Below are 26703 nucleotides of genomic sequence, written 5' to 3' on the forward strand. Positions count from 1 at the left end.
TCAGGCGGCCCTGACGCTCTCCAGGAACTGGCCGATCTCGGCCCCCAGACGCTCCGCCTGCCGCTCCAGCGCCACCGAGAGATCGGCGACCGATTGGGCGGCCTCGAGGGAATGCACGGCGACCGATTCCGTGGTCCGGATCGCCGCAGCGCCGGCCTGCGCCTCGCTGGAGACCTGAGACACCGAGCGGGCGATTTCAGAGACTGCCGCGGTCTGCTGGCCAACGGCCACGGCCACGGCCGAAACCACCGAAGCGAGATCTTCCACGCTGCCTTGGACGCTGCCGAGAGCCCCGAGAGTGTTGCGTGAGGCTTCCTGCACGGCCTCGATCTGGCGTGCGATCTCCTCGGTCGCCCGCGTGGTCTGCGCCGCGAGGGTCTTGACCTCGGATGCCACCACGGCGAAGCCCTTGCCGGCCTCGCCCGCGCGCGCCGCCTCGATGGTGGCGTTAAGTGCGAGAAGGTTGGTCTGGGCCGCAATGGAACGGATCAGCCCCGCCACCTCGTCGATCTGCGAGGTTGCGGCCGACAGAGCCGCCATGCTGCCGGAGGCGCCGCGCGCTTCCGCAACCGCCTTCTCGGAGGCCTGGGCGGAGGCGTTCGTCTGGGCCGCCACCTCGGCCAGGGAATGATCGAGCTCCTCGGCAGCGCTCGCCACGGCCGAGACATTCACGGACGCCCGGTTCGTGGAATCGCCTGCAACTTGAGCCTGCTGCGTCACGTGATGGGCCGAGCCCTGGAGCTGGCCCGCAGCGGCGGCCAGCTCTCCCGAGGCCTGCCGGACCTCCGCCAGGATCTGCTCCACGGATGCGTCGAAGGCCGCAATTGCCGACGCGATGGCGCCCGCGCGCTCGGCCTCAAAGGAAGCCGTCCGTTCGCGCTCGCCCGTCAGCCGCTCGCGCTCGCGGGCATTGTCGCGGAACACCAGGACCGTGCGGGCCATGGCGCCGATCTCATCCGCAGCCTTGGTCGAGGGGATTTCGGCCATAGCGTCTCCGTCCGCGAGGCGCTGCATGGCCTGCTGCAGGCGGGTGAGCGGAAGCGATATGGAGCGTCCGACAAGCAGCATGAGAACGAGGCCAATCGCGAGGGTGCCGCCCATGACCCAGAGCAGAACCGTGAAGGTCTGCTGCTGTGAGGCGTCCAGCTGCGCATCGGCCCGTTCGGATTCGGCCCGGACCTTTGCGAGGAGCTGTTCCAGCGTCGGCACGAGGAGCTCGAACTGCCCCATCAGATGCTCGCTTTCGCCCGAAACCTTCTGTTCGAGCTCGGACCAGTCCGCGAAGGCCTTGGCATAGGCCGTGCCGGCCTCCTCGATGGCGGGCTTGGCTTCGGCCGAATCTTCGCCGAGGCGACCCACGGTGCGGGAGAAGCGGCCCTGCTCCACATCGAAATTGCCGAGGATCGTGGTGTCCTCGAGGGAGCCGCGGGCGCGGGCTTCCTGGACGAACATGCCGAGGGCCGCAGCCCACAGGCGCTGGCCCATCGGATCGTCGCTGCTGGCGAGGGGCCGCACGAGCTTCTCGAGTTCGGACTGCGCCTTCAGAAGCTCGCCCCGTGCGCCCTGGTCGGCTTGGTAGCCGATCTGGACATAGAGGCTGTCGAGGATCCGGGCCTGCTGAACGAGGCCGGTCGCCCGCTGGACGAGGTCTGCCACCTCGGCTCCGACCAGGGCTGCCCCCGGCGCCGCGTTCATGGCGACGAGTTGCTCCACGAGAGCGTTATGCTGGTCCGAGAAGGCCTGGCTCAGATGGCCGAGGCGCGAGGAGGTCCATTCCCGCGCCGTGACCTTGAGGGCATCAGCCCGGACCCGGAACTGGTAGGCCTTGTCGGCCAGCGCCCCATAGGTCTGCTGAGCCTCCAGCGCCCGCTCCACCTCCAGACGTCCGTTCTGGAAGACCGCCGCAACAATTCCAAACCCGGCGATCATCACGACGCTGAGCGCAGCGACACGCACCCGAACCGACGGCCACCGCAAACGAGCAAAAAGCCTCATTGCCCGCACCTCCGCACATTGTACGGTCGGCACAATGTCGCCCAATTCGTTAACAGTGACTTAGCGTAAAGAAATGCTCTTCTTTCAAGACGAAAGTATTACGCGTCGAAACTCTTTGAGAGCACGCCTAAAGCCAGAGAAGATCGCCGCATCGATAGCCGGCAATCCATCCATTGCTTGATGTCACCTACTGGCTCGGACATTCGTTTACCCGTCCACGAGACCAAGTGCCCGCATATGGGCCACGGCCTGGGGTGCAATCTCCGCAAGGGCAGCAAGCGGCTGCCAGGATGCCTGCTCCACCTCGGCGAGGTCCGGCCGCAGGCTTGCGTTGCGTGGCGCCCGCATGACGTAGCGGATGTCGTGATGCCAGTGCTCGGGCTCACCCTTCTGCGGTCGCGCCGGGATGAGGTGGCTGTCGATGTCGATGGGCAGCCCCGCCTCCCCGTGCCAGGGGTCGAGGACGATATCCGCAAGGCCTGTCTCCTCGACGGCCTCCCGCAGGGCTGACGCCTCGAGGGCCTCAGGCGCTTCGTAATGCCCGCCGGGCTGGAGCCAGCGCCCCAGGGAGCGATGGCGGATGAGGAGGCTCTGCCGGCCCGCCTCATCGAGGATCAGCGCCGAGGTCGTCACGTGGCCCGGAAAGGAGCTGCGGGAATGAATGTCCTCACCCTGCGCGATCTGACGCCGCAGCAGGCCATGGTCCTCGGCCGGGCGCCCGAACCGCGCCGCATGGGCGTCGAGAAGGCCAAGAACCCTCTGCCGGAACGCCGCCGGATCGAAAAGCATCGTGCACCCTCGCATGGAATCGGATCGGCTCCTGCCGGAGCCCACCTATCTTCGAGGATCCGTCCGCGAAGAGCACCGGGCCGGGTGCGTCATCCAACGGTTTTTGCGCTCTCCGCCATCAATGGGCCGGCGCTCTCGGCATGCCCGTGACCTGAGCGGCCGGCTCCTCGCTGAGCCAGCGATAGAGGATCCCGCCCAGCGCTCCGCCCAGGAGCGGCGCGACCCAGAACAGCCAGAGCTGCGCCAGCGCCCAGCCGCCGACGAACAAAGCCGGGCCGGTGCTGCGGGCCGGGTTCACGGACGTGTTGGTGATCGGGATGCCGACCAGGTGGATGAGCGTGAGGGCGAGCCCGATGGCGATGGGCGCAAAGCCCACCGGCGCCTTGCCGTGGGTGGCTCCCATGATGATGAACAGGAACATCATGGTCAGCACCACCTCGGCGACGAGGCCCGAGACCAGGGTATAGCCGCCGGGAGAGTGCTCGCCGTAGCCGTTGGCCGCAAAGCCCTTGGCGAGATCGAAGCCCGGCGCGCCGCGCGCGATGACATAGAGCACCGCCGCCGCCACGATGGCGCCGACCACCTGGGCGATGACATAGGGCGCGATGTCCTTCGCCGGGAAGCGCCCGCCTGCCGCGAGACCGACCGTGACGGCCGGGTTGAGGTGGCAGCCGGAGATATGGCCGATGGCATAGGCCATGGTGAGCACGCTCAGGCCGAAGGCGAGCGCGACCCCGAGCAGCCCGATGCCGACCTGCGGGAAGGCCGCGGAAATCACGGCGCTGCCGCACCCGGCAAAGGTCAGCCAGAAGGTGCCGACGGCCTCGGCAGTATATTTACGGAAGTCCATGCGATCCTCCCTCCATGGACGCGCCGGCGCAGCGCCGGAGGAGGAAGGAATTCGGCCTTTCCCGGATTCTGGCGCGACGATTCTGCGGCGACAGTCACACGGTTTCCTGGCAGCACGGCTCGACCGGAGCCTTTCGGAACCCCGCCCCGGGCGCTGCCTGCCGTCCGGACGGGCCTACGAGCCGCGACGCAGGGATCCGGCGCGGCCAGGAGAGCATATCAAATCGCCGCGCACAGACAAGGAAACCGGCTTGGCCGCGCCGTTTCCTGGTGGTGTGGACGAGGTGCTCCGGGGCCAGGCGCGGAACTGCCCGGAAGGCTCGGCCTATTCGGCGTCGGAGGATTTCAGCGGCCTCACATTGGTCGCGGCCTCGCCTTCCTCCTCTTCCGGGAGAGGCTCGTCCTCGGCCGTGTCGAGGCGCGTCTTCTTGCGCAGGGATACGTACTTCTTCTGGATCTTGACGCGGCTCTCGCGGGCAATCTCCAGGGCGCCCTGGACGAGGGAGCGCTCGGCCTTCTCGTTCTGAAGTTCCTCGGTCAGGCGGCGATTGGCGGATTCGAGGATGCTGCGGTCCTGCTCGAAGCGCTTGGTGAGCTGGTCGATCCGCTCGGACAGGCTCGCGACCTTGTTGTCGGCGCTCTCGATCTGGAAGTCCTTGGCCGCGATGGCCTTGTTCAGCATCTCGACCCGCTCCTGCAGCTCGATGCGCGAGCGCTGGAGCTCGTTGACCATGGCGACCTGCCGCTCGACCTCCTGCTGGGTGGCCTCCAGGCGCCGTTCCACCGTGTTTTTCTCGATGGTGGTCTCCTTGAGGCCGCGCTCGACGCCGCGCAGGGCCTCGTTCTTGTCGCGCAGCTGGTCGCGGGTATGGGCCAGGATCTTGTCGGTCGCGGTGAGGCGCGAGTTGAGGCCTTCGATCTTCATGTCGAGGGCGGAGAGATCCGTCTGATGGGCCGAGCGCTCGGAATCGAGCTGGGTCTCCAGCCGCTGGCGCAGGACCTGCTCGCTCATGAGCTTGGTTTCCAGCTCCGAGGCGCGCTGGCGGGTCGCCTCGAGCTGGGTTTCCAGCTCGCCGTAGCGGTTGGTGAGGCTCGACAGGCGGTAGTTCTGCTCCTCCGCCACCTTCTGGAGCCGCTTCACCTCGTGATCCAGCAGGCCGTTGCGCTCGCGGGTCTCGATCAACTCGCGCTCGGCCCGGGCGACGGTCTGGTCCGCCTCCTGGGCTTCGAGCCGCAGGGCCTGGTTCTCTTCCGTAATGCTCCGGGCGCGCTCGGTCTCGATGGTGAGCTGGTTCTCCAGATCCGCGACGATGGCCTCCTTGTCCTTCACGTTGAGGCGCAGGTCCTCGAGGAAGGAATCCTGCTCGCGCACCCTGGTCTCCGCCTTGCGAAGCTGCGAGATGGTGGCCGAGAGATCGTCGGTCATCCGCGCCTGGGCATTGGACAGCTCGGACAGCTCCCGCCGGAGCTGGGCGGTGGTGTCGGTTTCCTGGCGCAGCACCGCTTCGGTTTCCAGAAGCCGTGACTGAAGCTGCGGATAGGCGCGGATCAATTCGCTCACCGGCTCGCTCAGGAGGGCGAAATCGTCCTTGAGGCTGCGGAGTTCCTCCAGCCGGTCGATCATGTTGGCGAAGCGGACCCGGATCAGCTCGTTCTTCTGGCCGACGGAATCGAGGGCGCCGTTGGGGCGTACGAAGGCGGGCTCCTCCCGGGCGGCCGCGGGAGCCTGCTCCTTCGGCTCGGCCTGCCCCTGCGGTAGGCTCACCACCGGCTCTTCGGCCGCCTCTTCGGCCTTCTTCCCGAAACGGTTCTTGAAAGGCATCCACCCGGATGACATTGCCGATCCCTCTGACCCGGAACTCATTCCGGGCTCTTTTACCTCAGAGGGGGCCGATACGGAAACGAAATTTCGTTACGAAATCTTGTCGCAGGGTCATTCCGCGGCAATCGCCGGGGCCGAACGCCTATCAAGACCGGCCTTCTCGAGGGCTTCCGGAACCGGGCCGCCGGTCGCCCAGTCGAGCAGCTCGACCGTGTGGACGATGGGGATTTCCGTGCCCTTCCCGATCTGCGTCATGCAGCCGATATTGCCGGTGGCGATGAGGTCCGGCCGCGTCCGCTCGATATTGGCCACCTTGCGGGCCCTGAGCTGACCGGCGATCTCGGGCTGGAGGAGGTTGTAGGTCCCGGCGGAGCCGCAGCAGATATGCCCCTCCGGCACATCCTTCACCGTGAAGCCCGCCTTTTTCAGCAGGGTCTTGGGCTCGGTGCGGATCTGCTGCCCATGCTGCATGGAGCAGGCGGAATGATAGGCCACCACCAGTTCGGTCTCCCGGACCGGCTCCTGAAGCGTCAGGCCGGACACGTATTCGGTGATGTCCTTGGCAATTCCTGAGACCCGCGCGGCCTTCCCGGCATAATCCGGGTCGTCCCGGAACATGAAGCCGTAATCCTTGATCGTCGTGCCGCAGCCGGAGGCCGTGATGATGATGGCATCCAGCCCCTCCCCGTCCATCTCGGCGATCCAGGCGTCGATGTTGCGCTTCGCGAAGGCGTGGCTCTCGTCGTCCCGGCCCATGTGGTGGACGAGGGCGCCGCAGCACCCCTCTCCCCGGGCCTGCACCACCTCGACCCCGTGGCGGTTGAGGAGGCGCACGGCCGCCTCGTTGAAGCCGGGCTTGAGAACCGGCTGGGCGCAGCCGGACAGGATGGCGACGCGCCCGCGCCGCGGGCCGTCGGCCCTGAAGGTCCCGGGCCGGTCGAAGGGAGAGCGAGCCGGCACCTCGGCGGGTGCGAGCTCGATCATCGCCTTGAGGCGGTTGCCGAACAACGGCAGGGCACCGACGAGCCCCTTGAAGGGTTTCGCCAAAAGCGCCGCGCCGACCGCCATGCGGAAGCGGTTCGGATAAGGCAGGATCGCGGCCAGGACGGAACGCAGGAGCCGGTCGTGCCAGGGCCGCGTATAGGTCGCCTCGATATAGGCGCGGGCGTGATCGACCAGATGCATGTAATGCACGCCCGAGGGGCAGGTCGTCATGCAGGACAGGCAGGACAGGCAGCGGTCGATGTGCTTGACCACCTCCGGCGTGGCGGGCTTGCCGCCCTCCAGCATGTCCTTGATGAGGTAGATGCGCCCGCGGGGCGAATCGAGCTCGTCGCCGAGGAGCAGATAGGTCGGGCAAGTGGCGGTGCAGAAGCCGCAATGGACGCAGGTCCGGAGAATTTTCTCCGAACTGGCCATCGCCGGGTCTTTGAGCTGATCGGGTGTGAAATTGGTCTTCATCGGTTCAACTCAACTGCCCGCCTGCCAGCGGTCGATGGCGTCCAGGGGATAGATCAGCATGATGATATTGAGGGTGAGATTGTCGCGGATCCAGTAGCCGACGATCACTTCCATGAGAATTGCCACGACCACGGTCAGCCAGACGGGCCAGACCCGCGCCAGCCAGAATCCGGCGATCATCATGACGACGTCCGAGACGGAATTGATCACGCTGTCGCCATAGTAGTCCAACGCGATATTCGTCGCACGGTAGCGCTCGATCACCATGTTGGTGTTCTCGAGAATCTCCCAGGCGCATTCGGCGCCGAGCGCCAGGAGGAACGCGACGCCGAGCGGCAAAGGCTTGCCCCGGACGACGCCGATGAGCCAGGCGCCCATGTAGAACAGGAAGCCGTGGATGATGTGCGTGAACGAATACCAGTCCGTCAGGTGCTGGGAATTGCCCGAATCCCGCACGGTCCCGTGCCAGAATTCCACCGTGCCGCATTTGCAGATGGGCGTGCGCCCCATGGCCAGGAGGATGGCCGCCATAACTGCCACCATGGCGACCGCCAGCCCGGCATAGAGCGCCACCCGGCTCCGTCGTGTTCCTGGAGCCGCGAGCCCCGTTCCGCCGTCCATGCTAGATCCCCGCATACATACGGCCCGGATTCAGGATGCCGGCCGGATCCAGGGAGGCCTTGATGCCCCGGCTCAAGGCCATGACGGCCTCCGCCTGCGGCTCGAACACGTCGAGACGTGAGCGGTCGGCATCGGGTGCGCGCACCAAGGTGGCATGTCCCCCGAGGGCGGAGGTTGCGGCACGGATCGCCGCGGCACCCAGATCCCCCTCGGCCGGTGTGGCAAGCCATACGAGGCCGCCGCCCCAATCGTAGAACCACTGCGCCTCGATGGTCTCAGCCACCCGGGCCACAAGGGTCGGTCCCTTTGTCGGCGCGGTCGAGATGCGCCAGACGGCCCGCTCGCCCCGATCCTGGAAGATGCTCGCATCGCGCAAGGCCTGCCAGACCGCCTCGGCGCCCCGACCTTCGAGGATGTCGGCGCCGCCGAAGCGCTTGAGGAGGCGGCGCAGTTCTCCGAGGCGATAATCCACCGAGACCGAGAAGCCTTCGAGCCGGATCAGCGTGCGCGCGCCCTGCCGGTCGGGGGCAGGCAGGTGGGCTGCTGCGGTCACGTCGAAGGGCGAACCGAGAGCGGCGGACAGCGCCGCGACGGCGCTCTCGTCGTCGAGGCCGCGGATCAGCAGGGTCGACATGCGCTCCGGCTTCGGCAGGACCTTGAAGGTCACCTCGGTCAGGAAGCCCAGGGTACCCCAGGAACCCGCCATGAGCTTCACCAGGTCGAGGCCCGTGACGTTCTTCATCACCCGCCCGCCGGACTTGATGACCTCGCCGCGCCCGTTGACGAAGCGCACACCGATGAGGCTGTCGCGGGCGGCGCCCTCCATGATGCGGCGGGGGCCTGAGAGGTTCATGGCCGCGACCGCCCCGATGGTGGGCTCGCCCCGGCTCCCGAGGAGCAGGCGGTAATCCATGGGTTCGAAGGGGAGCTGCTGGCCCTTTTCGGCCAGGGTCTCGACCACTTCCGCGAGGGGCGTGCCGCTGCGGGCCGAAATCACCATCTCGGCCGGTTCATAGAGCGTGATGCCCGTGAGCGCCGCGGATGTGAGCGAGGCCTCGATCTGGTTGGGGCGCCCCATGGCGGCCTTGGTGCCGTTGCCGCAGAGATTCAGCGGCATGCGCCTGGCGGCGGCATCCGCGACGATGGAGGCGGCGTCCTGCTCGTCGCGGGGAATGAGAGTGTTCACGCGGCAAACCGTCCTTCGAGGGGGAAGACCTTGGCGGGATTGAGCAGCCATCCCGGATCGAAGACGCCGCGCACGCGCATCTGCTGCTCCAGGTCGACGGCGTTAAACTGGTAGGGCATCAGGTCCCGCTTCTCGATGCCGACGCCATGCTCGCCCGTAAGGCAGCCGCCGACCTCGACGCAGAGCTTGAGGATGTCCTCGCCTGCGGCCTCCGCCTTCTCCATCTCGCCCGGCTTGCTCGAGTCGAACATGACGAGAGGATGCAGGTTGCCGTCGCCCGCATGGAACACGTTGGCGACGCCGAGCCCGTAGGATTTCGCGATCTCGTCGATGCGCCGGAGCACCTTGGGGAGCTGGCCGGTCGGGATCGTGCCGTCCATGCAGATATAGTCGGCGACCCGTCCCGTCGCGCCGAAGGCGGATTTGCGGCCCTTCCAGATCGCCGCGCTCTCGGCCTCGGATTGCGAGACCTTCACGGTCTTCGGCCGGAACGGCTCCGCGATGGCGACGATGCGCCGGAGCATGTCGTCGATCTCCTGGTCCGAACCTTCGACCTCGACGATCAGCATGGCGTCCACGTCGAGCGGATAGCCCGCATGCGCGAAGGCGTCGCAGATCTGAATCGCCGGACGGTCCATGTATTCGAGCGCTACCGGAATGATGCCGGCCGCGATAATCGCCGCCACGCAGGCGCCCGCATCCTCCACGCGCTCGAAGCCGAGAAGCGCGGGCCGCGCGCCCTCGGCGGCGCGCAGGATGCGCACGCTCGCCTCTGTGACGATGCCGAGCTGCCCTTCCGAGCCGCAGACGAGGCCCAGCAGGTCGTAGCCTGCGCTGTCGAGATGGGCGCCCCCGAGTTCCACCACGGTGCCGTCGAGAAGCACCATGGTGACGCCGAGCAGATTATTGGTCGTGACCCCGTATTTCAGGCAATGGGCGCCGCCGGAATTCATCGCGATGTTGCCGGCGATCGTGCAGGCGAGCTGGCTCGACGGGTCGGGCGCGTAGAAGAAGCCCTCATGCGCCACCGCCTGGCTGATCGCCAGATTGGTGATGCCAGCCTGGACATGGGCGACCCGGTTCTCGAAATCCACGTCGAGCACCCGGTTCATCTTGGCGACGCCGAGCACGATGGCGTCCGCCTGTGGAATCGCGCCGCCCGAGAGGGAGGTGCCGGCGCCCCGGGGAACCACCTTCACGCCGTTCTCACGGCAGAAGCGCAGGATGGCCGATACTTCTTGAGTCGACGAAGGCAGGACCACGGCGAGCGGCATGTGCCGGTAGGCCGTGAGCCCGTCCGTCTCGAAGGCGCGGCGCTCGTCCTCGGTAACGATCAGGGCCTCGGGCGCCACGAGACGGCCGAGGCCTGCCAGAATCTCGTTTCTCCGCGACAGAACGGCCTCGTCCGGAGTGGGAAATGCAATCGACATGGCGGCCTTTCCTGACACTTCGCGGCGCTGGCCCGGGCTTGCGCCGGGCGCATGTTCGCCGGCCGCGAATGGTAGCTACCCTTGAGGGATTTTTCCAATAATGTGCACTCTCTCTAAAAGGCTCTGCACCGCCCGCAAAGGAGTTTTTGATGCGCCCCCTCGCCTTCCCGACCGCCGCCAGCCCCGTCGGAATCGGCCCGGCAGCCGCCCGGAAGGCCGCCTCGTGAGCGCTCCCACCATGACCCATTCCCTGGAAAACGCCCCTTCGCGGCACCATTCCGCCGACCGACCGAGGCGGCCGCGGGTCGGCCTCTTCGTGACCTGCCTCGTCGATCTCATGCGCCCTTCCGTCGGTTTCGCGGCCGTGAAGCTCCTGGAGGATGCGGGGTGCGTCGTGGAGGTGCCGGTCCAGACCTGCTGCGGCCAACCCGCCTACAATTCCGGCGACCGGGGCACGGCGCGGAATCTCGCCGAGCAGGTGATCGCGGCCTTCCGCGGCTACGACTACGTGGTGGCGCCCTCCGGCTCCTGCGCCGGAACCCTGAAGGTCCATTATCCGGAAATTTTTGCTGACGACCCGAACTGGCTGCCCAAGGCCAACGAGCTTGCGGCCCGCACCCACGAGCTCACCAGCTTCCTCGTGGATGTGATGGGCGTCACCCGTGTCGAGGCGCGCCACGACGGCGCCGTGACCTATCACGATTCCTGCTCGGGCCTGCGCGAATTGAAGGTGCACGACCAGCCGCGCCGCCTGCTCGCCAGCGTCGAGGGCCTGACCCTTGTCGAAATGGCCGACAGCGACGTGTGCTGCGGCTTCGGCGGCACCTTTGCGGTCAAGTATGGCGACATTTCGGGCGCCATCGTGGAAGCCAAGACGAAGAACGTCGCGGCCACCGGCGCCCCGACCCTGCTCGCCGGCGATCTAGGCTGCCTGATGAACATGGCCGGCAAGCTCACCCGCGACGGCCAACCCGTCGCGGTGCGCCACGTGGCGGAAGTACTGGCCGGCATGACGGACGACCCGCCCATCGGCGAGGCCGGGAAGGCCTGATGCGGTGAGCCGGCACGGAACCGTCATCGCACGGCTCTTCGCCATGGACGAGCGCACCTGGGAGCGCCATGCGAGCCCCTGGAGCGTCTGGACACGGGTCGCCTCGTTCCCGCTGCTCCTCCTGGCGATCTGGAGCCATGCCTGGATCGGACCCTGGGCCATCCTGGCGGTCGCCCTCGTGGCCGTCTGGCTGTGGCTCAACCCGCGTCTCTTCCGGCCGCCGGCGCGAACCGACAGCTGGAGCGCCATGGCGACCTTCGGCGAGCGCGTGTGGCTGAACCGCAAGGCCGTGCCGATTCCCGCCCATCATGCCCGCATGGCGAACATCCTTTCGGTCGTGGCGGCGCTCGACGCCCTTCCGGCCTTTGCAGGCGCCGTCCTCACCGACCTCACGGCGGCCCTTACGGGCGCGGCTGTGGTCATGCTCGGCAAGCTCTGGTTCTGCGACCGCATGGTCTGGCTCTACCGGGACATGAAGGAAATCCACCCGCCCTACGCCGCCTGGCTGCGGCCGCGCAACGAGGCCTGACGGACCTAGCCACGGAAGCGGACCCGCCTATAGATTGGCCCCGCAGCAATCTCTGGAGACGCGAATGAAACCGGAAAAGGGCGAATGGCCGGAACCCCACGACGCTGAGGCGCGCCGGAAGATCGCGCCGGTCATCTGCTATCCCGTCGACAGTCTGGCGCCGCCCGATCTTGAGGCCTACCGCGCTGCCCGGGAGGGCTGGCAGAAGGTGGACGAGGTGATCGTGCCGCCGCGCGACGCCCGCAGCTTCCGGGTGCCCGCTGGCTCGTTCTTCCGCATCGTCTCCATCGAGGGGCCGCAGGTTGGAGACCTGAACCTCTGGGCGGACGGGAATCTCGACGAGCGCTTCTTTTCGGGCAAGACCCGGGCCCTGCACGGCACGCATCTCTCGACCGGCGACCGGCTGTGGTCGTCCCTGCCCTATCTTCGCCCCATGGCGACCATCACGCAGGACAGTCTCGACTGGTACGGCTTCGACGAATGGGGCGGCTCCGTGCATGACGTGATCGGCACGCGCTGCGATCCCTACACGCACCGGCTCCTCTCCGGTCACGACTATCACCATTGCTGCCACTCGAACCTGACGCGGGCCCTCGCGCATCGGCTGGGCCGGCCGCTCGAGGCGGTCGAGCCCGCGGTGCACGACGTGCTCAACGTTTTCATGTGCACCGGTTTCACCCGCGACACGGGCCAGTATTTCATGAAGGCGAGCCCCGTCCGGCCGGGCGACTTCCTGGAGTTCTTCGCCGAGATCGACCTTTTGGGCGCCCTCTCGGCCTGCCCCGGAGGCGATTGCAGCACCGAGCATTCCAGCGATGTGGCCGCCTGCCATCCCCTGCTCGTCGAGATCTACCGGCCGAAGGCTCCGCCCGCGGGCTGGACCCCGCCGCCGCGCAATGCCTATGGCGGCCGGCACGGAGAATGAGCCCCGGCTCTATTTGGAATCCATGGCTCGCCGGAGAACCGCCATCACCCGTGGGTCGCCTGACTGCGCGACGTTGAAGCGGAGGAAGCCGGCAGCCGATTGCGAGACGCTGAACACGTTGCCCGGGGCCAGAACCACGTTCTCCTCCACGGCTTTGCGGGCGAGCTCGGCGGAATCCTGGCCATCCGGCAGGCGGCACCAGAGGTAGAACCCGCCCCGCGGCATGAGCCAGGGCCGGATGCCGAGGGGCTCCAGCCGCCTCGCCGTCTCGTGCCGGGCCCGCGCAAGGCGCTGGCGTAGTTCGTCCATGTGCTTGCGGTAACCGCCCCCGGCGAGAACGCCGGCGATCAGCTCGGTCGCGACCGGGCTCGGCCCGCCGAAGCTGGTCGCGACCTGGAGATCGACCAGACCCTCGATCCAATCCGCCCGTGCGGCGATGTAGCCGCAGCGCACCGAGGCCGACAGGGTCTTCGAAAAACTGCCGATGCGGATGACCCGGTTGAGCCCGTCGAGGACGGCGAGGCGCGGCGAGAGCTCCGGCTCGAAATCGGCGAAGATGTCATCCTCGACGATGGTCAGGTCATGGGCTCCGGCGGCGCTGAGGATCCTGTAGGCGACCTGCGGCGACAGGGTGGCGCCGGTCGGATTCTGGAGCGCCGAATTGGTGATGTAGAGGCGCGGCCGCTCAGCGGCCAGCACGGCCTCGAAGGCGGCCGGGTCGGGGCCGGTGGGCGTGTAAGGCACGCCGACGATCCTGACCTGGTGCGCCCGCAGCAACGCCTGGAAATTGAAATAGCCCGGATCGTCCACCAGCACCGTATCGCCGGGCCTGAGTAGGAAGCGGCAGATCAGGTCGATCGCCTGTGTCCCCGAGACTGTGAGCAGAAGCTGTTCAGGCGAAGCCTCGATCCCCTCCTCGGCAAACCGCCCGAGCAGCAGCCTGCGCAAAATCGGCGATCCGCGCGTGCTGCCGTAATCAGCCAGCACCGCCTCCTCGCCCCGCGCAAGGGTGCGCAGGGCACGACGGAGCGCGCCTTGCGGCATCCAATCCGCCGGCAGCCAGCCGCATCCCGGCTTGGCGACCGCCGGGTCCGCATCGAGCGACTGCCGCGACACCCAGAAGGGATCGACGGCCCTGTCGCGCCGTGGGCCTGCCTCCGCCAGCGTCATCGGCGGCAGGCCTGTGCTGGCGACATAGAAACCGGAACCGCGCCGGGCGCGGATCAGACCCTCGGCGACGAGACGGTCATAGGCCTCGACGACCGTGGAGGGCGACACGCCCATGGCCGTCGCGAGGCTCCGGATCGAGGGCAGTCGGTCGCCCGCCACGAGGGCACGGCCCGACACTTTCGCGCGGATCGCCGCCATCACCTCGCCGGTGCGTGTCGGTTCTGTATTCTTCATGCGCCCCGCCGATTGTGTGGCTATCCATACCCATACAGTTTCGTCGAATTGTATTGCATTGTGTCTGTCCGGGCCACCCCCCGCCCCCTTAGGATCCTGCGCGAAAGGAAAAGACCATGGATCGCACGACGGACGGATGGGGCAGCGGGCTCTTGGGTGTCATCATCTTCAGCGGCTCCCTGCCGGCGACCCGGGTCGCGGTCGGCGATTTCTCGCCCCTGTTCCTGACCTCGGCCCGCGCGGCGATCGCGGCTTTGCTCGGAGCGGCCTTCCTCGTTGCTCTTCGACAGACGAGGCCGGCGCGCGGCGATCTCGGCTCGCTCGCGGTTGTAGCGCTCGGCGTGGTGGTCGGCTTTCCGCTTCTGACCGCCCTTGCGCTCCAGCACATCACCGCGGCGCATTCCATCGTGTTCGTCGGCCTCCTGCCGCTGGCGACCGCGATCTTCGGCGTCCTGCGCGGCGGCGAGAGGCCGAAACCCGCCTTCTGGCTGTTCTCGTGCCTCGGCGCCGCGACGGTGGCGGGCTTCGCCCTGGCGGGCAGCGACGCCGGTTCGCTCACGGGCGATCTTTTGATGATAGCCGCCATCCTGCTCTGCGGGCTCGGCTATGCGGAGGGCGCGACGCTGTCGCGACGGCTCGGCGGCTGGCAGGTCATCTCATGGGCCCTGCTCTTGGCTCTGCCCATGATGGCGGCCGTCGCGCTGGCCACCATGCCAGGGTCCTGGAGCGGGATCGGCGGCCCGGCATGGCTCGGGCTCGCCTATGTGTCGGTCTTCAGCATGCTGATCGGCTTCGTCTTCTGGTATCGGGGCCTCGCGCTCGGGGGCATCGCGGGAGTCGGGCAGCTGCAACTGCTCCAGCCCTTCTTCGGTCTGGCGCTGGCCGGCCTGCTGCTCCATGAACCGGTCGCTTGGACGATGATCGCCGCAACGGGCCTCGTCATTCTCTGCGTCGCCGGCGCCAAGCGTTACGCCTGAAAAAATCCAGCGCGCTTCCGGGCCATCCGCCGGCGCATCGACGACGAACGGCCGCGTCACCCATGGCGAGGCCGCATGAGGACCGCGCGGATGGTTTAAGGAACGGCCCGCGGCGCCCATAGGATGATGGCGGCACCACTCAGGCAGACGGCCGCCCCGATCAGGTCCCAACGGTCGGGCCGGGCACCCTCGACCAGCCACAGCCACAGGAGGGAGGCGGCAATATAGATGCCGCCATAGACTGCGTAAGCACGTCCGGCCTGTTCGACCGGGACTAGGGCCAGGAGCCAGCCGAAGGCCGCAAGGGACGCCATGCCGGGCAAAAGCCACAGGATCGACCGGCCGAGCCGGAACCAGGCCCAGAAGGCGAAGCATCCGGCAATTTCAGCAAGAGCCGCGACCGCATAAATCGGGATTGTGCGCATGTCCCCTCTCGGGCTGGATGGGATGATTGGTGCCATTTCGCGCAGGACAGCGCCCCGCCGTTCAAACCTGAACGTGGGGTGGATCCGCATTCGCGAGAAACTGCCGGATTTCGTCCGCCAGCCAATCGCGCACGGCACAAACCTTGGGATGGTCCCGTTTGCCTGGGCGATAGACGAGGTCGTAGCCCCGCTCGGACTCGAGCCGCACATGCGGGAAGAGCGCAACCAGGCGCCCGGCCGCGATATCCTCCGCGACCAACGCACTGCGCCCCAGGGCGACCCCTTCTCCACGAATGGCCGCCTCGATCGCCATGCTGCCGTGACTGTAGATCGGGCCGCGCCTCCTGGGGCCGACCTCCACGCCCGCCATGGCAAACCATTTGTCCCAGTTGCCCAGCCAGCGGTCGTCATGCAGCAGGCGGTCCTCATGCAGCAACCTGCATTCGGCGAGGCTCTCGACCGACAGCAATCCACCCTTCTCCGCCCGGTAGGCCGGGCTGCACACTGGCGTGAGGGTCTCTTCCAGAATTCGCTCTGCGGCGAGGTGCGGATAGCGGCCATGGCCGTAGCGCACGGCCGCATCAATCTGCTCGTTGCTCAGGTCGGCGTCGGGATCGGTGATGTCGAGGTGGATATCGAATTCGGGATGGCGCGCAATCAGCCGATGCAGGCGAGGCCCGAGCCACTTGCTTGCGAATGAGATGCCGACACTGATCGTCAGCCGTTCCGCGCTTTTCGGCGCGCGAAGGCCCTCGGCCTCCCGCGTCAGCTCGGCCAACACGCGGGTGACGACGACCAGCAACCTCGCTCCCTCGTCGGTCAGGACGATCCTTCGGGTCAGGCGCCGGAACAAGGGGACGCCGAGGTGGTCCTCAAGGGTCTTGATATGCCGGCTCACCGCCCCGTGGGTCACGTGCAGTTCCTCTGCGGCCAGGGTCATGCTCGAGAGGCGTCCGGCGGCCTCGAAGGCGCGCAGGGTCTGCAGGGGAGGAAGCCGGTCGAACATGGAGCCGCATGCGTGAGTTTGGCTCACACGTTACGTGAGAACAAATGGTTTGTCAGCCCGGAAGGGCGGCCCTAGCACTGTGAAAATCCGCGATGGCGGCGTCATCCCATTCCGTGCAGCCTGTTCATGTCGACCCAGAGCATTGCGAGCCCCTCCCCTGCCTCCGTGGAACCCGCCGTTCCCCGCGACGCGGCCCCTTCCCTGCGCAGCTTTGGGGCCATGTTGCTGCTGGCCGTCATGTGGGGATTGTCGATTCCGGTCACCAAGCTCGGTCTTCTGACGCTTCCTCCATTGACGCTGACCGCGCTGCGGTTCGCCATCGCGGTGCCGCTTCTGATGCTTTTCATCGTGGGCAGGCAGCGGCTGTCGTGGCGGGCGCTGCCCCATGTCGCTGCCCTCGGGGTGCTGGGCATCGGCATAGGGCAGGTCGCCCAGACCTTCGGGGTCGCCGGCACGTCCGCATCGGTCGGCACCATCATCTCGGCCACCATTCCGGTCTTCATCGTCGTTTTTGCTGCTTTGCGCCTCAAGCAGCCTGTCTCGGGCCGGCAGCAACTGGGGCTGCTGGCGGCCTTCGCGGGCATTGCGCTCGTAGCGCTGGGGAATGAAGGGGGCACCGCGGATCTGTTCGAGACCAGTGTGAGCGGCGCAGCCTGGGTCCTTCTGTCGGCAGTGACCATTGCGTTCTATTATGTCTGGAGCGTCGAACTCACCGACCGATACGGCACCGCTGCCGTCGCGGCCTGGAGCACGTTGTTCGGCTTCATCGCGCTTCTGCCCTGGGCGGGCTGGGAAATGCGGCTCGTTCCTATCGAAATCACGGCCCAGGCCCTCTGGGCTGCGGTCTATCTCGGTGTCGTGGTCACGGTTGCGGGCCTGTTTCTGTGGCTGAGCATCCTGCGCAACGTTCCGGCCCGGATCGCCGCGAGCGTTCAGTATCTGCAGCCCGTCATCGGCATCGCCGCGTCATCCGTCATGTTCGGCGATACCATGGGGGCGGCCTTCGTTGCTGGCGTGGTCCTGATCCTGGCGGGTCTCGCCATGACCATGGCCACCCGCAAACCCGCTCAAGCTGGTTGAGAAGCGGCGCGGCCACCCGAACCCCTCCTGTCAGCGCAATAGCCTCCATGCCGGCGATCAGCGGAAGCCGGCTTTGACTCCGCTCAATTAGGTTGATATCAACATTATATGCGCGACGACAGCGTTTGGAAGAAGCGCCGCCACTAAGCAGGAGGAAGCCGATGTCGTATGTGGAAGGGTTCGTGCTCGCAGTGCCGTCCGCCAAAAAGGAGGTCTACCGCCGGCATGCGGCCGAGGCGGCTGTGCTCTTCAAGGAATTCGGCGCCATCCGCATGGTCGAATGCTGGGGCGACGACGTGCCGGACGGCAAGGTCACGGATTTTCGCGGCGCCGTGCAGGCAAAGGACGACGAGACCGTGGTGTTCAGCTGGATCGAGTACCCCTCGAAAGCCGTTCGGGACGCAGCGAACAAGAAGATCATGACCGACCCGCGCATGGAAGCCATGGGCGCCGAGATGCCGTTCGACGGCAAGCGGATGATCTTCGGCGGCTTCGCGCCGATCCTCGATGTGTGAGGGCATGTGATGGCCAACTCCCACGGCGACTTCATCTGGTATGAGCTTCTGACGACCGACCCCGACGCGGCCGCCCGGTTCTATGGCGCGGTGGTCGGCTGGCGAAACCGCCCGGCCGAAGGCGGTGACGGCGCCTACAGGATCTTCAAGACCGACGATGCGGACATCGGCGGATTCACTGTGCTGCGGCCGGAATGCGAGCAGACGGGCATGCGCCCCGGCTGGCTCGGCTATGTGGGCGTCCGCGATGTCGATGCAACGGCCCACGAGGTCGTTCGGGCGGGCGGACGGCAGCATGTGCCGCCGACGGACATTCCGGGCGTGGGCCGCTTCGCCATGGTGGCGGATCCGCAGGGCGTCAGTTTCTATGTGATGCGTGGCACGATGGAGGGCACGAGCACCGCCTTCGCCCAGGACAAGGTCGGCCATTGTCACTGGAACGAGCTTGCCGCCAGCGATCAGAATACGGCGTTCAGCTTCTATGCCAGCCTGTTCGGCTGGGAGAAGGGCGACGCGATGCCTATGGGAGAGCTGGGCGAATACCGCTTCATCCTCCAAAACGGCACGATGATCGGCGCCATGATGAATCGGCGCCCGGACGGGCCGCCGCCTGCCTGGACCTTTTATTTCGGCGTCGCGGATATCGATGTCGCGGCACGTGCCGTCTCCGAAAACGGCGGCACGATCCATGACGGTCCGGCCGAAGTGCCCGGCGGTGTCTTCATCATCGTCGCTTCCGATCCCCAGGGCGCCCTGTTCGGCCTCGTCGGACCGCGCCGTTCATGACAACCTTTTCGAAGGAACCCGGCATGACCGACGGATTGATCCCCGCTGCGGAGCTGGCCCGCCGCAGTCAGGTGCGCTTTCCGAACGAGAGCGCCGAATACCGCGCAGCGCGCACCGCCCTGCTCGCGGAGGAGATTGCGCTGCGCCGTCATATCGAGCGCGTCGCAGCCCTGCGCCGCGCTCTGCCGCCCGGGGGCGAGGTCGGTGGCAACTACCGCTTCCAGGGAGAAGACGGGCCCGCGAGCTTCGCTGACCTTTTCGGGGACAGGCAGAGCCTTGCGGTCTACAGCTACATGTTCGGGCCGCAGCGCCAGCGGCCCTGCCCCATGTGCACCAACCTGCTCGATGCGCTGGAAGGGAATGCCGCCGATATCGGGCAGCGGATGGCGCTCGTGGTCGTCGCGCGCTCACCCATCGAGCGACTGGCTGCGTGGAAGCGGGAACGCGGCTGGAAGAACCTGCGGCTCTATACGGATCTCGACGGCAACTATTCCCGCGACTATCACGGCGTGCTGCCGGACGGGTCGGAGGTCCCGAGCCTGAACGTCTTCACCCGGCGAGACGGGCCCCCCCGTCATTTCTGGAGCGGCGAGATGACCGGCGAGACCGCCGATCCCGGTCAGGATCCCCGCGGCGCGCCTGATCTTGCGCCCCTCTGGACCGTGCTCGACATGACGCCGGAGGGACGCGGGACGGATTGGTATCCGAAGCTCGAATACGACCGCTGAAACTGACCGGGGTTGCGGCGTCCCTGCGGCCGCCGCTCCCTCGCGCTTTTCCTCAATTCAGGCTAAATAGCCTGTATGACCGTTCACGCCACGTCTCCCCAGTTCAAGCAGAACGCCGCCCGGGCCCTGGCCGATACGCAGTTGCAGAAGGCGCTCGGCAACGTGAAGCAGGGCTTCATCGACAAGCGCCAGGCCGCCACCGAGAAGCTTCCCGAATTCGAGGCCCTGCGCGACACCGCGCGGGACATCAAGAACCACACGCTGCAGCACCTCGACCTCTATCTCGAGGCCTATGAGGAAAAGGTGAAGGCCTCGGGCGGACATGTCCACTTCGCCCGCGACGCCGAGGAGGCGCGCAACCTCATCCTGTCCATCTGCCGGGAGGCCGGGGCCAGGACGGTCACCAAGGGCAAGTCGATGATCTCCGAGGAGATCGGCATCAACGCCCATCTCGAAGCGCACGGCATTCAGCCGGTCGAGACCGATCTCGGCGAGTACATTATCCAGCTCCGCAACGAGATGCCGAGCCACATCATCGCGCCGGCCGTGCACCTGAACGCCACCCAGGTGGAGCAGGATTTCCGGCGGGTGCACAAGAACCTCGACCCGAAGCGTGACCTCTCCGAGCCGGTGCAGCTGCTGACCGAAGCGCGCGCCGTGCTGCGCGAGCGCTTCCTCGCGGCGGATGTGGGCATCACGGGCGCCAATTTCCTGATCGCCGAGACCGGCACCTCCGTCATCGTCACCAACGAGGGCAACGGCGATCTGACGCAGATCCTGCCCAAGACCCACATCGTGCTGGCCTCCATCGAGAAGCTGGTGCCGACCCTCGAGGATGTGAGCCAGATCCTGCGCGTCCTGGCCCGCTCGGCGACCGGGCAGGAAATGTCCGTCTACACCACCTTCTCGACCGGTCCGCGCCAGATCGCCGATGCCGACGGCCCGCAGAACTACCATGTCATTCTCCTCGACAATGGCCGCTCTGCCATGCTCGGCACCGATTTCGAGGAGATGCTGCGCTGCATCCGGTGCGGGGCGTGCATGAACCATTGCCCGGTCTATCACGCGGTCGGCGGTCATGCTTACGGCTGGGTCTATCCTGGCCCCATGGGCGCGGTGCTGACTCCCAGCCTGATCGGGGTCGACAAGGCCGGGCACCTGCCCAACGCCTCCACGTTCTGCGGACGCTGCGAGAGCGTGTGCCCCGTGCGCATCCCCCTGCCGAAGCTCATGCGCCACTGGCGCGAGCGGGAATTCGAACGTCACCTGACGCCGGCCACCTTCCGCTCCGGCCTCGCCGTCTGGGGCTTCTTCGCCCGGCGGCCTGCCCTCTACCGGCTGGCGACCCGCGCGGCGATGGCGGGCCTTGCTCTGGCCGGACGCCGCAAGGGTCGGTTCTCCTGGCTTCCTCTGGCACGGGGCTGGACCAAATCCCGTGATTTCCCGACCCCGCAGGGCGAGACCTTCCAGGCCCGCTGGCGGCGCGAGCGCCGGGGGAGAACCGCATGAGCGCCCGCGACGAGGTTCTGGCCAATATCCGCCGCTCGCTCGGCGTGAAGGGCAACGAGACCATCCGACGTCAGATCGCCATGGAGCGGCTGGAGCGCGCCCCGAAGGGCATCATTCCGGAGCGTGGCCAGGTCTCCGGCGAGGAACGGCTCGCCCTCTTCCGGCGGCAGGCGGAAGCCGCGCTCGCGACCATGACGGAAGTTTCCTCCGCGGACGAGGTGCCGCAGATCGTGGCCACCTTCCTGCGCGACCACAATCTTCCGGCGACCCTGCGCATGGGCCAGGACCAGCGCCTGACCGGGATGCCCTGGGGCGAGACCTCCCTCGAGGTGTCACAGGGGCCGAGCCAGGGCGGTGACATCAACGCCGTGAGCCACGCCTTCGGCGGCGTCGCCGAGACCGGGTCCCTCGTGATGGTCTCAGGGCCGGAAAACCCGTCCACCCTCAATTTCCTGCCCGACAACCACATCATCGTGGTCTCGGCCAAGGACATCGCGGGCGATTACGAGACCGTGTGGAACAAGGTGCGCTTCGCTTTCGGCAAGGGCTCCATGCCGCGCACGGTGAACTGGATCACCGGCCCGTCCCGGTCCGGTGACATCGAGCAGACCCTCCTGCTCGGTGCCCATGGCCCCCGAAGGGTGCATGTGGTGGTCGTGAGGGACTGATCCGGGAGACGTCTTCGCCATGGCCTCCAACTTCATCGCCCGCATGATCCGCTGGTCCGCCTGGACGGGCTGCGAGGCAGGGTTGGAGCATGCGGAGATCAGTCCCGTGGACGGCGGCGTCGAACTTGCCGGCGTCGTCATCGGACAGAACGGGACCATGCGCTACGGTATCACCTACCGGGTGCGGGTCGATGCCGCTTGGCGCACCCGCGACGTCCGCATCCGAACCGCAGCCGGACGGGTCCTGCACCTGGAAAGCAACGGCCAGGGCATCTGGCGCATGAATGGGGCGGAGCGGCCCGACCTCCAGGGCTGCCTCGACATCGATATTCAGGCCACCCCGGCCACCAACACCCTGCCGATCCGCCGCCTGGGGCTCAAGGCCGGCGAGTCCCTCGAGATCCGGCTCTGCTACATTGCCGTGCCGAGCCTCGACGTCTCTCCGCATAACCAGCGCTACACGGCTCTCGAGCCCGACAGGCTCTATCGTTTCGAGAGCCTGGACAGCGACTTCACGGCCGATCTGCCTGTCGACCAGGACGGCTTCGTGCGCGACTATCCGGGCCTGTTCCGCCGCCTTCCCTGAATATCGATGGGCCGTGACAACCGGGCGCAGCCGAAAGGCTTTGCGCTTTCGGGGCGATCTGAGCTAAGTATTTGATAAAGCTCTAGTTTTTAACAGTTCTAAACTATAACATCATGATCGTCTGTTCCTGCAACGTCTTGTCCGACGGCGATGTGAAGGGGTGCCTCACACCGGGTCCGGATTGCCCGCGCACGCCGGCCCAGGTTTATCGCTGTCTCGGATGCAGCCCGAATTGCGGACGCTGCGTGCGGACCATCCGGTCGATCATGGACAAGGCGCTGGCCGAGGCCGGTGTCGAGGCGGTTTCCGCCTGCCAGCGCGGCTGCTGCCCTACCCTCCCCCAGAAAGCGGCGGCCGAGCCGGCCGCCTGATGCGCAAAGATCCTTTCCCCCGTTCGGAATTCCTCTAAATAGAGGGGGCGGCGCGCCAGCGCCTGTTCGACACGAGGGTTAGGATGAAGGGCGATCAGAAAGTCATCGAGTATCTCAATCGCGGCCTGCGCAGCGAGCTGACGGCGGTCAACCAGTACTGGCTGCATTACCGGCTCCTGGACGACTGGGGCTACAAGGAGCTCGCGAAGACCTGGCGCGAGGAATCCATCGAGGAGATGCATCACGCGGACCGCTTCATCGAGCGCATCATCTTCCTCGACGGCTTCGCCAACCTCCAGGTTCTCGACCCCCTGCGGATCGGCCAGAACATCCGCGAAATCCTCGAATGCGACCTTGCGGCCGAATACGACGCGCGGGAGCTTTACGGCGAGGCCGCGGCCTATTGCGAAAGCGTGGGCGACCGGGTGTCAAAGAACCTGTTCGAGGATCTGATGAAGGACGAGGAGGGCCATATCGACTTCCTCGAAACGCAGATCAACCTCGTCGAGCAGCTTGGCCTCCAGCTCTATGCCCAGAAGCATGTGGGCGATGTGAAGAGCGACGATCACTGATCCGACGCTTTCGACACGAGACCTCTTCACGGTGCGCGCAAAAGCTGGTCTTGATGCGCGCATCGTCTTGTTAAAAAAGCCATGCGGATGCAGCCCTCATTTGCGATCGAAAGCCGCCTCGTCGGATGGTCTCGCCTGGCCTCGTGGGCCATGGCCCTCCTCCTGATCGCGACGGTCTGGCCCGGTGCTCTGCACGCAGCCGACACGACGCCCCGGCAGTTCCTGACAGCCCTTTACAAGTCCTATTCTGGCCCCGACGCCATGGGCCTCTCCTGGCGCGGCAGCACGGCCGAGCGCTATTTCGACGCGGCCCTGACGAAACTGATCCTTCGCGACGTGAACGAAGCCAAGGGTGAAATCGGTCGCATCGACTTCGATCCCTTCGTGGCCGCACAGGATTTCGAGATCGCGAGCCTCGCCATCGCGATCGAGTCGGAGAGTGCGGAGGCTGCGACGGGCCTCGTGTCGTTCACCAATCTCGGCCAGCGGACGAAGATCCGGTACGATCTCGCCAAGACGGCCAAAGGCTGGCGGATCGCCAACATCACCTGGGACGAACCCACCGACCTCAAGGGCGATCTTCGCTCCATCCTGGCGCGGGCCCTTTGAGCTCCTGGCCAAGGGTTCACCCACGATAGCCGAGGCTCACCCTCGCAATGTCCCAAAGCTCTCCCGGCGTATCAGGCCGGGAGCAGCGCCATGTCGGAAAATTCAGCGACGGGCAGCGTCACCACACGCAGGTCCGGATCGTGGGGATCGTTGCGGATCGAGAAGCCAAGCTGGCGGCACATGTCGAGCATGGTGGCATTCTCGCGCAGCACCTGGCCCTCGATGACGCGCAGCCCCTCGACTTTCGCCCATTCGATCATCATGCGCATCAGGCTCCAGCCGAGACCGATGCCCTTCAGGTCGGACCGCAGCAGGATTGCGTATTCGCCGGTCTCGTGGTTGGCATCCGCGTGGAGCCGCACCGCACCCATCATCTCGCCGGTCTCCCGGTCGAAGGCCACGAACGCGATGGCGCGGGCATAGTCGATCTGCGTAAGCCGGGCCAGGAAGGTGTGGCTGAAGTCCCGCACGGGCGCGAAGAAGCGCAGGCGCAGATCCTCCGGCGTCACCTGCTCGAAGAAGCGGCGGAACTCCTCCTCGTCCTCTGGCCTGACCGGACGCACGAAGGCCTCGCGGCCGTTGCGCAAAGCAACCACGCGCTCCCACTCCTTGGGGTAGGGACGCACGGCGAAGCGGGGATGCCCCCTCGCCTTGCGGGTCTCGGCCGCAACCGCGATGCGCGCATCCACGGCAATGACGCCATCCTGGTCGGCGAGGAGCGGATTGATGTCGATCTCGCGAATGTCCGGCAGGTCGGCGGAGAGCTGCGCGATCTTCACCAGGACGAGCGCAATAGCCCGCTCGTCCGCCGCCGGCACGTCGCGATAGCCCTTGAGGATCCGCGATACGCGGGTGCGCGAAATCAGGTCGTGCGCGAGCTTGAGATCGAGGGGCGGCAGCGCGAGGGCCTTGTCGTTGATGACCTCCACGGCCGTTCCACCGCGTCCGAAGAGCACGACGGGTCCGAAGGACGGATCGTCCGCGAGACCGACGATCAGTTCCCGCGCCTTGGCGCGCCGCACCATCGGCTGGACCGTGACGCCCTTCACCACTGCCTCGGGCCGCAGGCGCGCCGCCCGTTCGAAGATATCGACCGCCGCCTTCCTGACCGCCTCCTCGGTCGTGAGGTCGAGCTTCACGCCGCCGATATCGGATTTGTGCACGATATCGGGCGAGAGGATCTTCACCGCCACCGTTCCGCCTTCGGCGATGATCGGCCGTGCGGCCGCCGCGGCCTCGTCCGGCGTCCGCGCCAGATGCACGGGGGCAACCGGGATGTCGTAGGCCCTGAGCAGGGCATTGGTCTCGAGCGGATCGAGCCAGTGACGGTTCTCGGCGAGCACGCCCTTGACGATGGCCTGTGCGGCGGCCGTGTCGGGCACGAAGTCCTTCGGAAGGCTGTCCGGCGTCTCCATGAGCTCGGTCTGCGCCTCGCGGTAGCGGACGAGCTGCATGAAGCCGCGCACCGCGTCCGCCTCCGTGGCGAAATGCGGAATGCGCAGCTCCTCGAAGACCCGCGCCGATTCCGGATCCTCGCCGATCCAGGCCGCGAAGACGGGTTTCTGCACGAAACCGTTGGCACGGGCGCGCCGGACGGTGTCCGCAATGGCCGCCGCGGCCTTGGGCGCATCCGTCACGGCCGTGGGAACGTTGAGGATGAGGATCGCGTCGTTGTCCGGATCCGTGAGCAAGGCTTCGAGCGCGACCGCATAGCGGGCGGGATCCGCATCTCCGATGATGTCCACCGGGTTCGAATGCGACCAGGTGGCGGGCAGCACCGCATCGAGCTTGCGGCGCGTCTCGTCCGAGAGGCCTGCCAGCGTACCGCCGAGATCGATGAGCCGGTCGACCGCGAGCACGCCGACCCCACCGCCATTCGTCAGAACGGCGAGGCGGTTGCCTGGGAACGGCTTCTGGCGCCCCAGGGTCTCGGCCGCCGCGAAGAGCTGGTCGAGGTCGAGCACCCGTAGCACTCCCGCCCTGCGGAACGCGGCTTCGAACACGGCATCGGAGCCCGCCATGGCGCCCGTATGCGTGGCGGCCGCCTGAGCGCCTTGCGCATGGCGGCCGGCCTTGATGGCCACCACCGGCTTGGTGCGCGCCGCAGCGCGGGCCGCCGACATGAACTTCTGCGCGTTGTCGATGGATTCGATGTACAGGAGGATCGCGCGTGTCCCGGCATCGCGCGAGAAGTAATCGAGGCAGTCGCTGAAATCGACGTCGATCTTATCGCCGAGGGATACGATGGCCGAGAAGCCCACATTGCGCTGGGCGGCCCACTCCACGAGCCCGGCCGCGACGGCGCCAGACTGGGACACCAACGCCAGATCTCCGGCCAGGGCCCCGCGGGCCGCGAAGCTGGCATTGAGCTTCGCCCGCGGCGCGATGACCCCGATGCAGTTCGGCCCGACGAGGCGCAGACCATGGCGCCGTGCGGCCAGGCGGACCTTCTCGGAGAGGGATCCCGGCCCGTAGCCGAGGCCCGAGGTCGCGATCACGGCCGCGGCCACGCCGCAGCGGCCCGCCTCCTCGATCACCCCGCGCACGCTGGGCGGCGGCACCGCGACCACGATGAGGTCCGGCACCTCGGGAAGCTTGGAGATGGAGGGAAAGCACGCCCTGCCCTCGATCTCCCGATGATGCGGATTGACCGGATGCACAGGCCCAGCGAAGCCGCCCTGGATGAGATTGTGCAGGAAGGTGAGCCCCAGCGACCCGGCGCGGGGGCTTGCGCCGATCACGGCAACGGAGCGGGGCGCGAAGAGCTGGTCGAGGCGATAGGTGGACATGGGCTTTCCGTCGTCTCGTG

The 26703-nt window shown here is 66.9% G+C and carries 26 protein-coding genes; 14 read left to right on the forward strand and 12 right to left on the reverse strand.

Features of this window, described 5'->3' with window-relative positions; all coding sequences use genetic code 11:
- The 8 genes from C4E04_RS16110 to C4E04_RS16145 form a co-directional block, all read right to left on the reverse strand.
- A complete protein-coding gene (locus tag C4E04_RS16110; RefSeq protein WP_162559427.1) occupies window positions 1-1995 on the reverse strand; it encodes a methyl-accepting chemotaxis protein in 1995 nt (664 codons plus the stop codon).
- 207 nt (window positions 1996-2202) lie between these two features.
- Window positions 2203-2784, reverse strand: a complete 582-nt coding sequence (locus C4E04_RS16115; RefSeq protein ID WP_162559428.1) for an NUDIX hydrolase — start codon at window positions 2782-2784, stop codon at window positions 2203-2205.
- Between the two features lie 118 nt (window positions 2785-2902).
- Window positions 2903-3634: an aquaporin Z gene (gene aqpZ, locus C4E04_RS16120; RefSeq protein WP_109598982.1), complete on the reverse strand. Its 732-nt coding sequence runs from the start codon at window positions 3632-3634 to the stop codon at window positions 2903-2905.
- A 324-nt stretch (window positions 3635-3958) separates the two neighbouring features.
- Window positions 3959-5470 (reverse strand): chromosome partitioning protein ParA, encoded by a 1512-nt coding sequence (locus C4E04_RS16125; protein WP_162559429.1) that lies wholly within the window; start codon window positions 5468-5470, stop codon window positions 3959-3961.
- A gap of 96 nt (window positions 5471-5566) precedes the next feature.
- A complete protein-coding gene (glcF, locus tag C4E04_RS16130) occupies window positions 5567-6916 on the reverse strand; it encodes a glycolate oxidase subunit GlcF (RefSeq protein WP_109598986.1) in 1350 nt (449 codons plus the stop codon).
- 9 nt (window positions 6917-6925) lie between these two features.
- Window positions 6926-7537 carry a DUF2585 family protein gene (locus C4E04_RS16135; RefSeq protein WP_109598988.1) on the reverse strand — a complete coding sequence of 204 codons (612 nt, stop codon included), beginning with the start codon at window positions 7535-7537 and terminating at the stop codon, window positions 6926-6928.
- A 1-nt stretch (window position 7538) separates the two neighbouring features.
- Window positions 7539-8723, reverse strand: a complete 1185-nt coding sequence (gene glcE / locus C4E04_RS16140) for a glycolate oxidase subunit GlcE (protein WP_245416126.1) — start codon at window positions 8721-8723, stop codon at window positions 7539-7541.
- Entirely contained in the window at window positions 8720-10153 is a 1434-nt protein-coding gene (locus C4E04_RS16145; RefSeq protein WP_109598992.1) for an FAD-linked oxidase C-terminal domain-containing protein, read from the reverse strand. The genes glcE and C4E04_RS16145 overlap by 4 nt, the downstream gene beginning before the upstream one ends.
- 238 nt (window positions 10154-10391) lie before the next feature.
- Between C4E04_RS16145 and C4E04_RS16150 the strand changes: the two genes are divergently transcribed.
- The 3 genes from C4E04_RS16150 to C4E04_RS16160 all read left to right on the forward strand — a co-directional run bounded on the left by C4E04_RS16150 (window position 10392) and on the right by C4E04_RS16160 (window position 12658).
- Window positions 10392-11204 (forward strand): (Fe-S)-binding protein, encoded by an 813-nt coding sequence (locus C4E04_RS16150; protein ID WP_109598994.1) that lies wholly within the window; start codon window positions 10392-10394, stop codon window positions 11202-11204.
- 4 nt (window positions 11205-11208) lie between these two features.
- Window positions 11209-11733, forward strand: coding sequence for a DUF6653 family protein (locus C4E04_RS16155; RefSeq protein WP_245416127.1), 525 nt, complete (start codon window positions 11209-11211; stop codon window positions 11731-11733).
- Between the two features lie 64 nt (window positions 11734-11797).
- Window positions 11798-12658, forward strand: a complete 861-nt coding sequence (locus C4E04_RS16160) for a DUF1989 domain-containing protein (protein ID WP_109598996.1) — start codon at window positions 11798-11800, stop codon at window positions 12656-12658.
- Between the two features lie 9 nt (window positions 12659-12667).
- On the opposite strand, the gene C4E04_RS16165 is transcribed toward C4E04_RS16160, so the two are convergent.
- Window positions 12668-14062: a PLP-dependent aminotransferase family protein gene (locus C4E04_RS16165; protein ID WP_109598998.1), complete on the reverse strand. Its 1395-nt coding sequence runs from the start codon at window positions 14060-14062 to the stop codon at window positions 12668-12670.
- Between the two features lie 116 nt (window positions 14063-14178).
- Here C4E04_RS16165 and C4E04_RS16170 point away from each other — a divergent pair, with 116 nt between their 5' ends.
- Window positions 14179-15039: a DMT family transporter gene (locus tag C4E04_RS16170; RefSeq protein WP_109599000.1), complete on the forward strand. Its 861-nt coding sequence runs from the start codon at window positions 14179-14181 to the stop codon at window positions 15037-15039.
- Between the two features lie 95 nt (window positions 15040-15134).
- Here C4E04_RS16170 and C4E04_RS16175 read toward each other — a convergent pair whose 3' ends face one another.
- Window positions 15135-15464, reverse strand: coding sequence for a YnfA family protein (locus C4E04_RS16175; protein ID WP_109599002.1), 330 nt, complete (start codon window positions 15462-15464; stop codon window positions 15135-15137).
- 61 nt (window positions 15465-15525) lie between these two features.
- Window positions 15526-16470 (reverse strand): transcriptional regulator GcvA, encoded by a 945-nt coding sequence (gene gcvA / locus C4E04_RS16180; RefSeq protein ID WP_109599004.1) that lies wholly within the window; start codon window positions 16468-16470, stop codon window positions 15526-15528.
- 219 nt (window positions 16471-16689) lie between these two features.
- Here gcvA and C4E04_RS16185 point away from each other — a divergent pair, with 219 nt between their 5' ends.
- From C4E04_RS16185 to C4E04_RS16230, 10 genes are all read left to right on the forward strand, one after another.
- Entirely contained in the window at window positions 16690-17550 is an 861-nt protein-coding gene (locus tag C4E04_RS16185) for a DMT family transporter (RefSeq protein ID WP_109601206.1), read from the forward strand.
- A 161-nt stretch (window positions 17551-17711) separates the two neighbouring features.
- Entirely contained in the window at window positions 17712-18065 is a 354-nt protein-coding gene (locus C4E04_RS16190; protein ID WP_109599006.1) for a DUF1428 domain-containing protein, read from the forward strand.
- Window positions 18066-18074: 9 nt separating this feature from the next.
- On the forward strand, window positions 18075-18851 hold the full coding sequence (locus C4E04_RS16195; RefSeq protein WP_109599008.1) for a VOC family protein: 777 nt from the start codon (window positions 18075-18077) through the stop codon (window positions 18849-18851).
- A gap of 23 nt (window positions 18852-18874) precedes the next feature.
- Window positions 18875-19579, forward strand: a complete 705-nt coding sequence (locus C4E04_RS16200) for a DUF899 family protein (protein WP_109599010.1) — start codon at window positions 18875-18877, stop codon at window positions 19577-19579.
- A gap of 75 nt (window positions 19580-19654) precedes the next feature.
- Entirely contained in the window at window positions 19655-21088 is a 1434-nt protein-coding gene (locus C4E04_RS16205) for a LutB/LldF family L-lactate oxidation iron-sulfur protein (RefSeq protein WP_109599012.1), read from the forward strand.
- Window positions 21085-21756 carry a lactate utilization protein gene (locus C4E04_RS16210; protein ID WP_109599014.1) on the forward strand — a complete coding sequence of 224 codons (672 nt, stop codon included), beginning with the start codon at window positions 21085-21087 and terminating at the stop codon, window positions 21754-21756. Before C4E04_RS16205 ends, C4E04_RS16210 begins: the two co-directional genes overlap by 4 nt.
- 19 nt (window positions 21757-21775) lie before the next feature.
- Complete coding sequence (locus C4E04_RS16215; protein ID WP_245416128.1) at window positions 21776-22342, forward strand: putative glycolipid-binding domain-containing protein; 567 nt, start codon at window positions 21776-21778, stop codon at window positions 22340-22342.
- Window positions 22343-22455: 113 nt separating this feature from the next.
- Window positions 22456-22713: a bacterioferritin-associated ferredoxin gene (locus C4E04_RS16220; RefSeq protein ID WP_109599015.1), complete on the forward strand. Its 258-nt coding sequence runs from the start codon at window positions 22456-22458 to the stop codon at window positions 22711-22713.
- Between the two features lie 83 nt (window positions 22714-22796).
- Window positions 22797-23285, forward strand: a complete 489-nt coding sequence (bfr, locus tag C4E04_RS16225; RefSeq protein ID WP_109599017.1) for a bacterioferritin — start codon at window positions 22797-22799, stop codon at window positions 23283-23285.
- 87 nt (window positions 23286-23372) lie between these two features.
- Window positions 23373-23894 (forward strand): DUF3828 domain-containing protein, encoded by a 522-nt coding sequence (locus C4E04_RS16230; protein ID WP_162559430.1) that lies wholly within the window; start codon window positions 23373-23375, stop codon window positions 23892-23894.
- 71 nt (window positions 23895-23965) lie between these two features.
- Here C4E04_RS16230 and C4E04_RS16235 read toward each other — a convergent pair whose 3' ends face one another.
- Window positions 23966-26683 carry a bifunctional acetate--CoA ligase family protein/GNAT family N-acetyltransferase gene (locus tag C4E04_RS16235; protein ID WP_109599021.1) on the reverse strand — a complete coding sequence of 906 codons (2718 nt, stop codon included), beginning with the start codon at window positions 26681-26683 and terminating at the stop codon, window positions 23966-23968.
- Window positions 26684-26703: the final 20 nt, after the last annotated feature.

Source organism: Microvirga sp. 17 mud 1-3 (genome assembly GCF_003151255.1).
Lineage (GTDB): Bacteria > Pseudomonadota > Alphaproteobacteria > Rhizobiales > Beijerinckiaceae > Microvirga.

Coding starts and splice junctions, on each gene's coding strand:
- C4E04_RS16110 (WP_162559427.1), bottom strand. CDS start 1,995: ATGAGGCTTTTTGCTCGTTTGCGGTGGCCGTCGGTTCGGGTGCGTGTC.
- C4E04_RS16115 (WP_162559428.1), bottom strand. CDS start 2,784: ATGCTTTTCGATCCGGCGGCGTTCCGGCAGAGGGTTCTTGGCCTTCTC.
- aqpZ (WP_109598982.1), bottom strand. CDS start 3,634: ATGGACTTCCGTAAATATACTGCCGAGGCCGTCGGCACCTTCTGGCTG.
- C4E04_RS16125 (WP_162559429.1), bottom strand. CDS start 5,470: ATGTCATCCGGGTGGATGCCTTTCAAGAACCGTTTCGGGAAGAAGGCC.
- glcF (WP_109598986.1), bottom strand. CDS start 6,916: ATGAAGACCAATTTCACACCCGATCAGCTCAAAGACCCGGCGATGGCC.
- C4E04_RS16135 (WP_109598988.1), bottom strand. CDS start 7,537: ATGGACGGCGGAACGGGGCTCGCGGCTCCAGGAACACGACGGAGCCGG.
- C4E04_RS16145 (WP_109598992.1), bottom strand. CDS start 10,153: ATGTCGATTGCATTTCCCACTCCGGACGAGGCCGTTCTGTCGCGGAGA.
- C4E04_RS16150 (WP_109598994.1), top strand. CDS start 10,392: ATGACCCATTCCCTGGAAAACGCCCCTTCGCGGCACCATTCCGCCGAC.
- C4E04_RS16160 (WP_109598996.1), top strand. CDS start 11,798: ATGAAACCGGAAAAGGGCGAATGGCCGGAACCCCACGACGCTGAGGCG.
- C4E04_RS16165 (WP_109598998.1), bottom strand. CDS start 14,062: ATGAAGAATACAGAACCGACACGCACCGGCGAGGTGATGGCGGCGATC.
- C4E04_RS16170 (WP_109599000.1), top strand. CDS start 14,179: ATGGATCGCACGACGGACGGATGGGGCAGCGGGCTCTTGGGTGTCATC.
- C4E04_RS16175 (WP_109599002.1), bottom strand. CDS start 15,464: ATGCGCACAATCCCGATTTATGCGGTCGCGGCTCTTGCTGAAATTGCC.
- gcvA (WP_109599004.1), bottom strand. CDS start 16,470: ATGTTCGACCGGCTTCCTCCCCTGCAGACCCTGCGCGCCTTCGAGGCC.
- C4E04_RS16185 (WP_109601206.1), top strand. CDS start 16,690: ATGTTGCTGCTGGCCGTCATGTGGGGATTGTCGATTCCGGTCACCAAG.
- C4E04_RS16190 (WP_109599006.1), top strand. CDS start 17,712: ATGTCGTATGTGGAAGGGTTCGTGCTCGCAGTGCCGTCCGCCAAAAAG.
- C4E04_RS16195 (WP_109599008.1), top strand. CDS start 18,075: ATGGCCAACTCCCACGGCGACTTCATCTGGTATGAGCTTCTGACGACC.
- C4E04_RS16200 (WP_109599010.1), top strand. CDS start 18,875: ATGACCGACGGATTGATCCCCGCTGCGGAGCTGGCCCGCCGCAGTCAG.
- C4E04_RS16205 (WP_109599012.1), top strand. CDS start 19,655: ATGACCGTTCACGCCACGTCTCCCCAGTTCAAGCAGAACGCCGCCCGG.
- C4E04_RS16210 (WP_109599014.1), top strand. CDS start 21,085: ATGAGCGCCCGCGACGAGGTTCTGGCCAATATCCGCCGCTCGCTCGGC.
- C4E04_RS16215 (WP_245416128.1), top strand. CDS start 21,776: ATGGCCTCCAACTTCATCGCCCGCATGATCCGCTGGTCCGCCTGGACG.
- C4E04_RS16220 (WP_109599015.1), top strand. CDS start 22,456: ATGATCGTCTGTTCCTGCAACGTCTTGTCCGACGGCGATGTGAAGGGG.
- bfr (WP_109599017.1), top strand. CDS start 22,797: ATGAAGGGCGATCAGAAAGTCATCGAGTATCTCAATCGCGGCCTGCGC.
- C4E04_RS16230 (WP_162559430.1), top strand. CDS start 23,373: ATGCAGCCCTCATTTGCGATCGAAAGCCGCCTCGTCGGATGGTCTCGC.
- C4E04_RS16235 (WP_109599021.1), bottom strand. CDS start 26,683: ATGTCCACCTATCGCCTCGACCAGCTCTTCGCGCCCCGCTCCGTTGCC.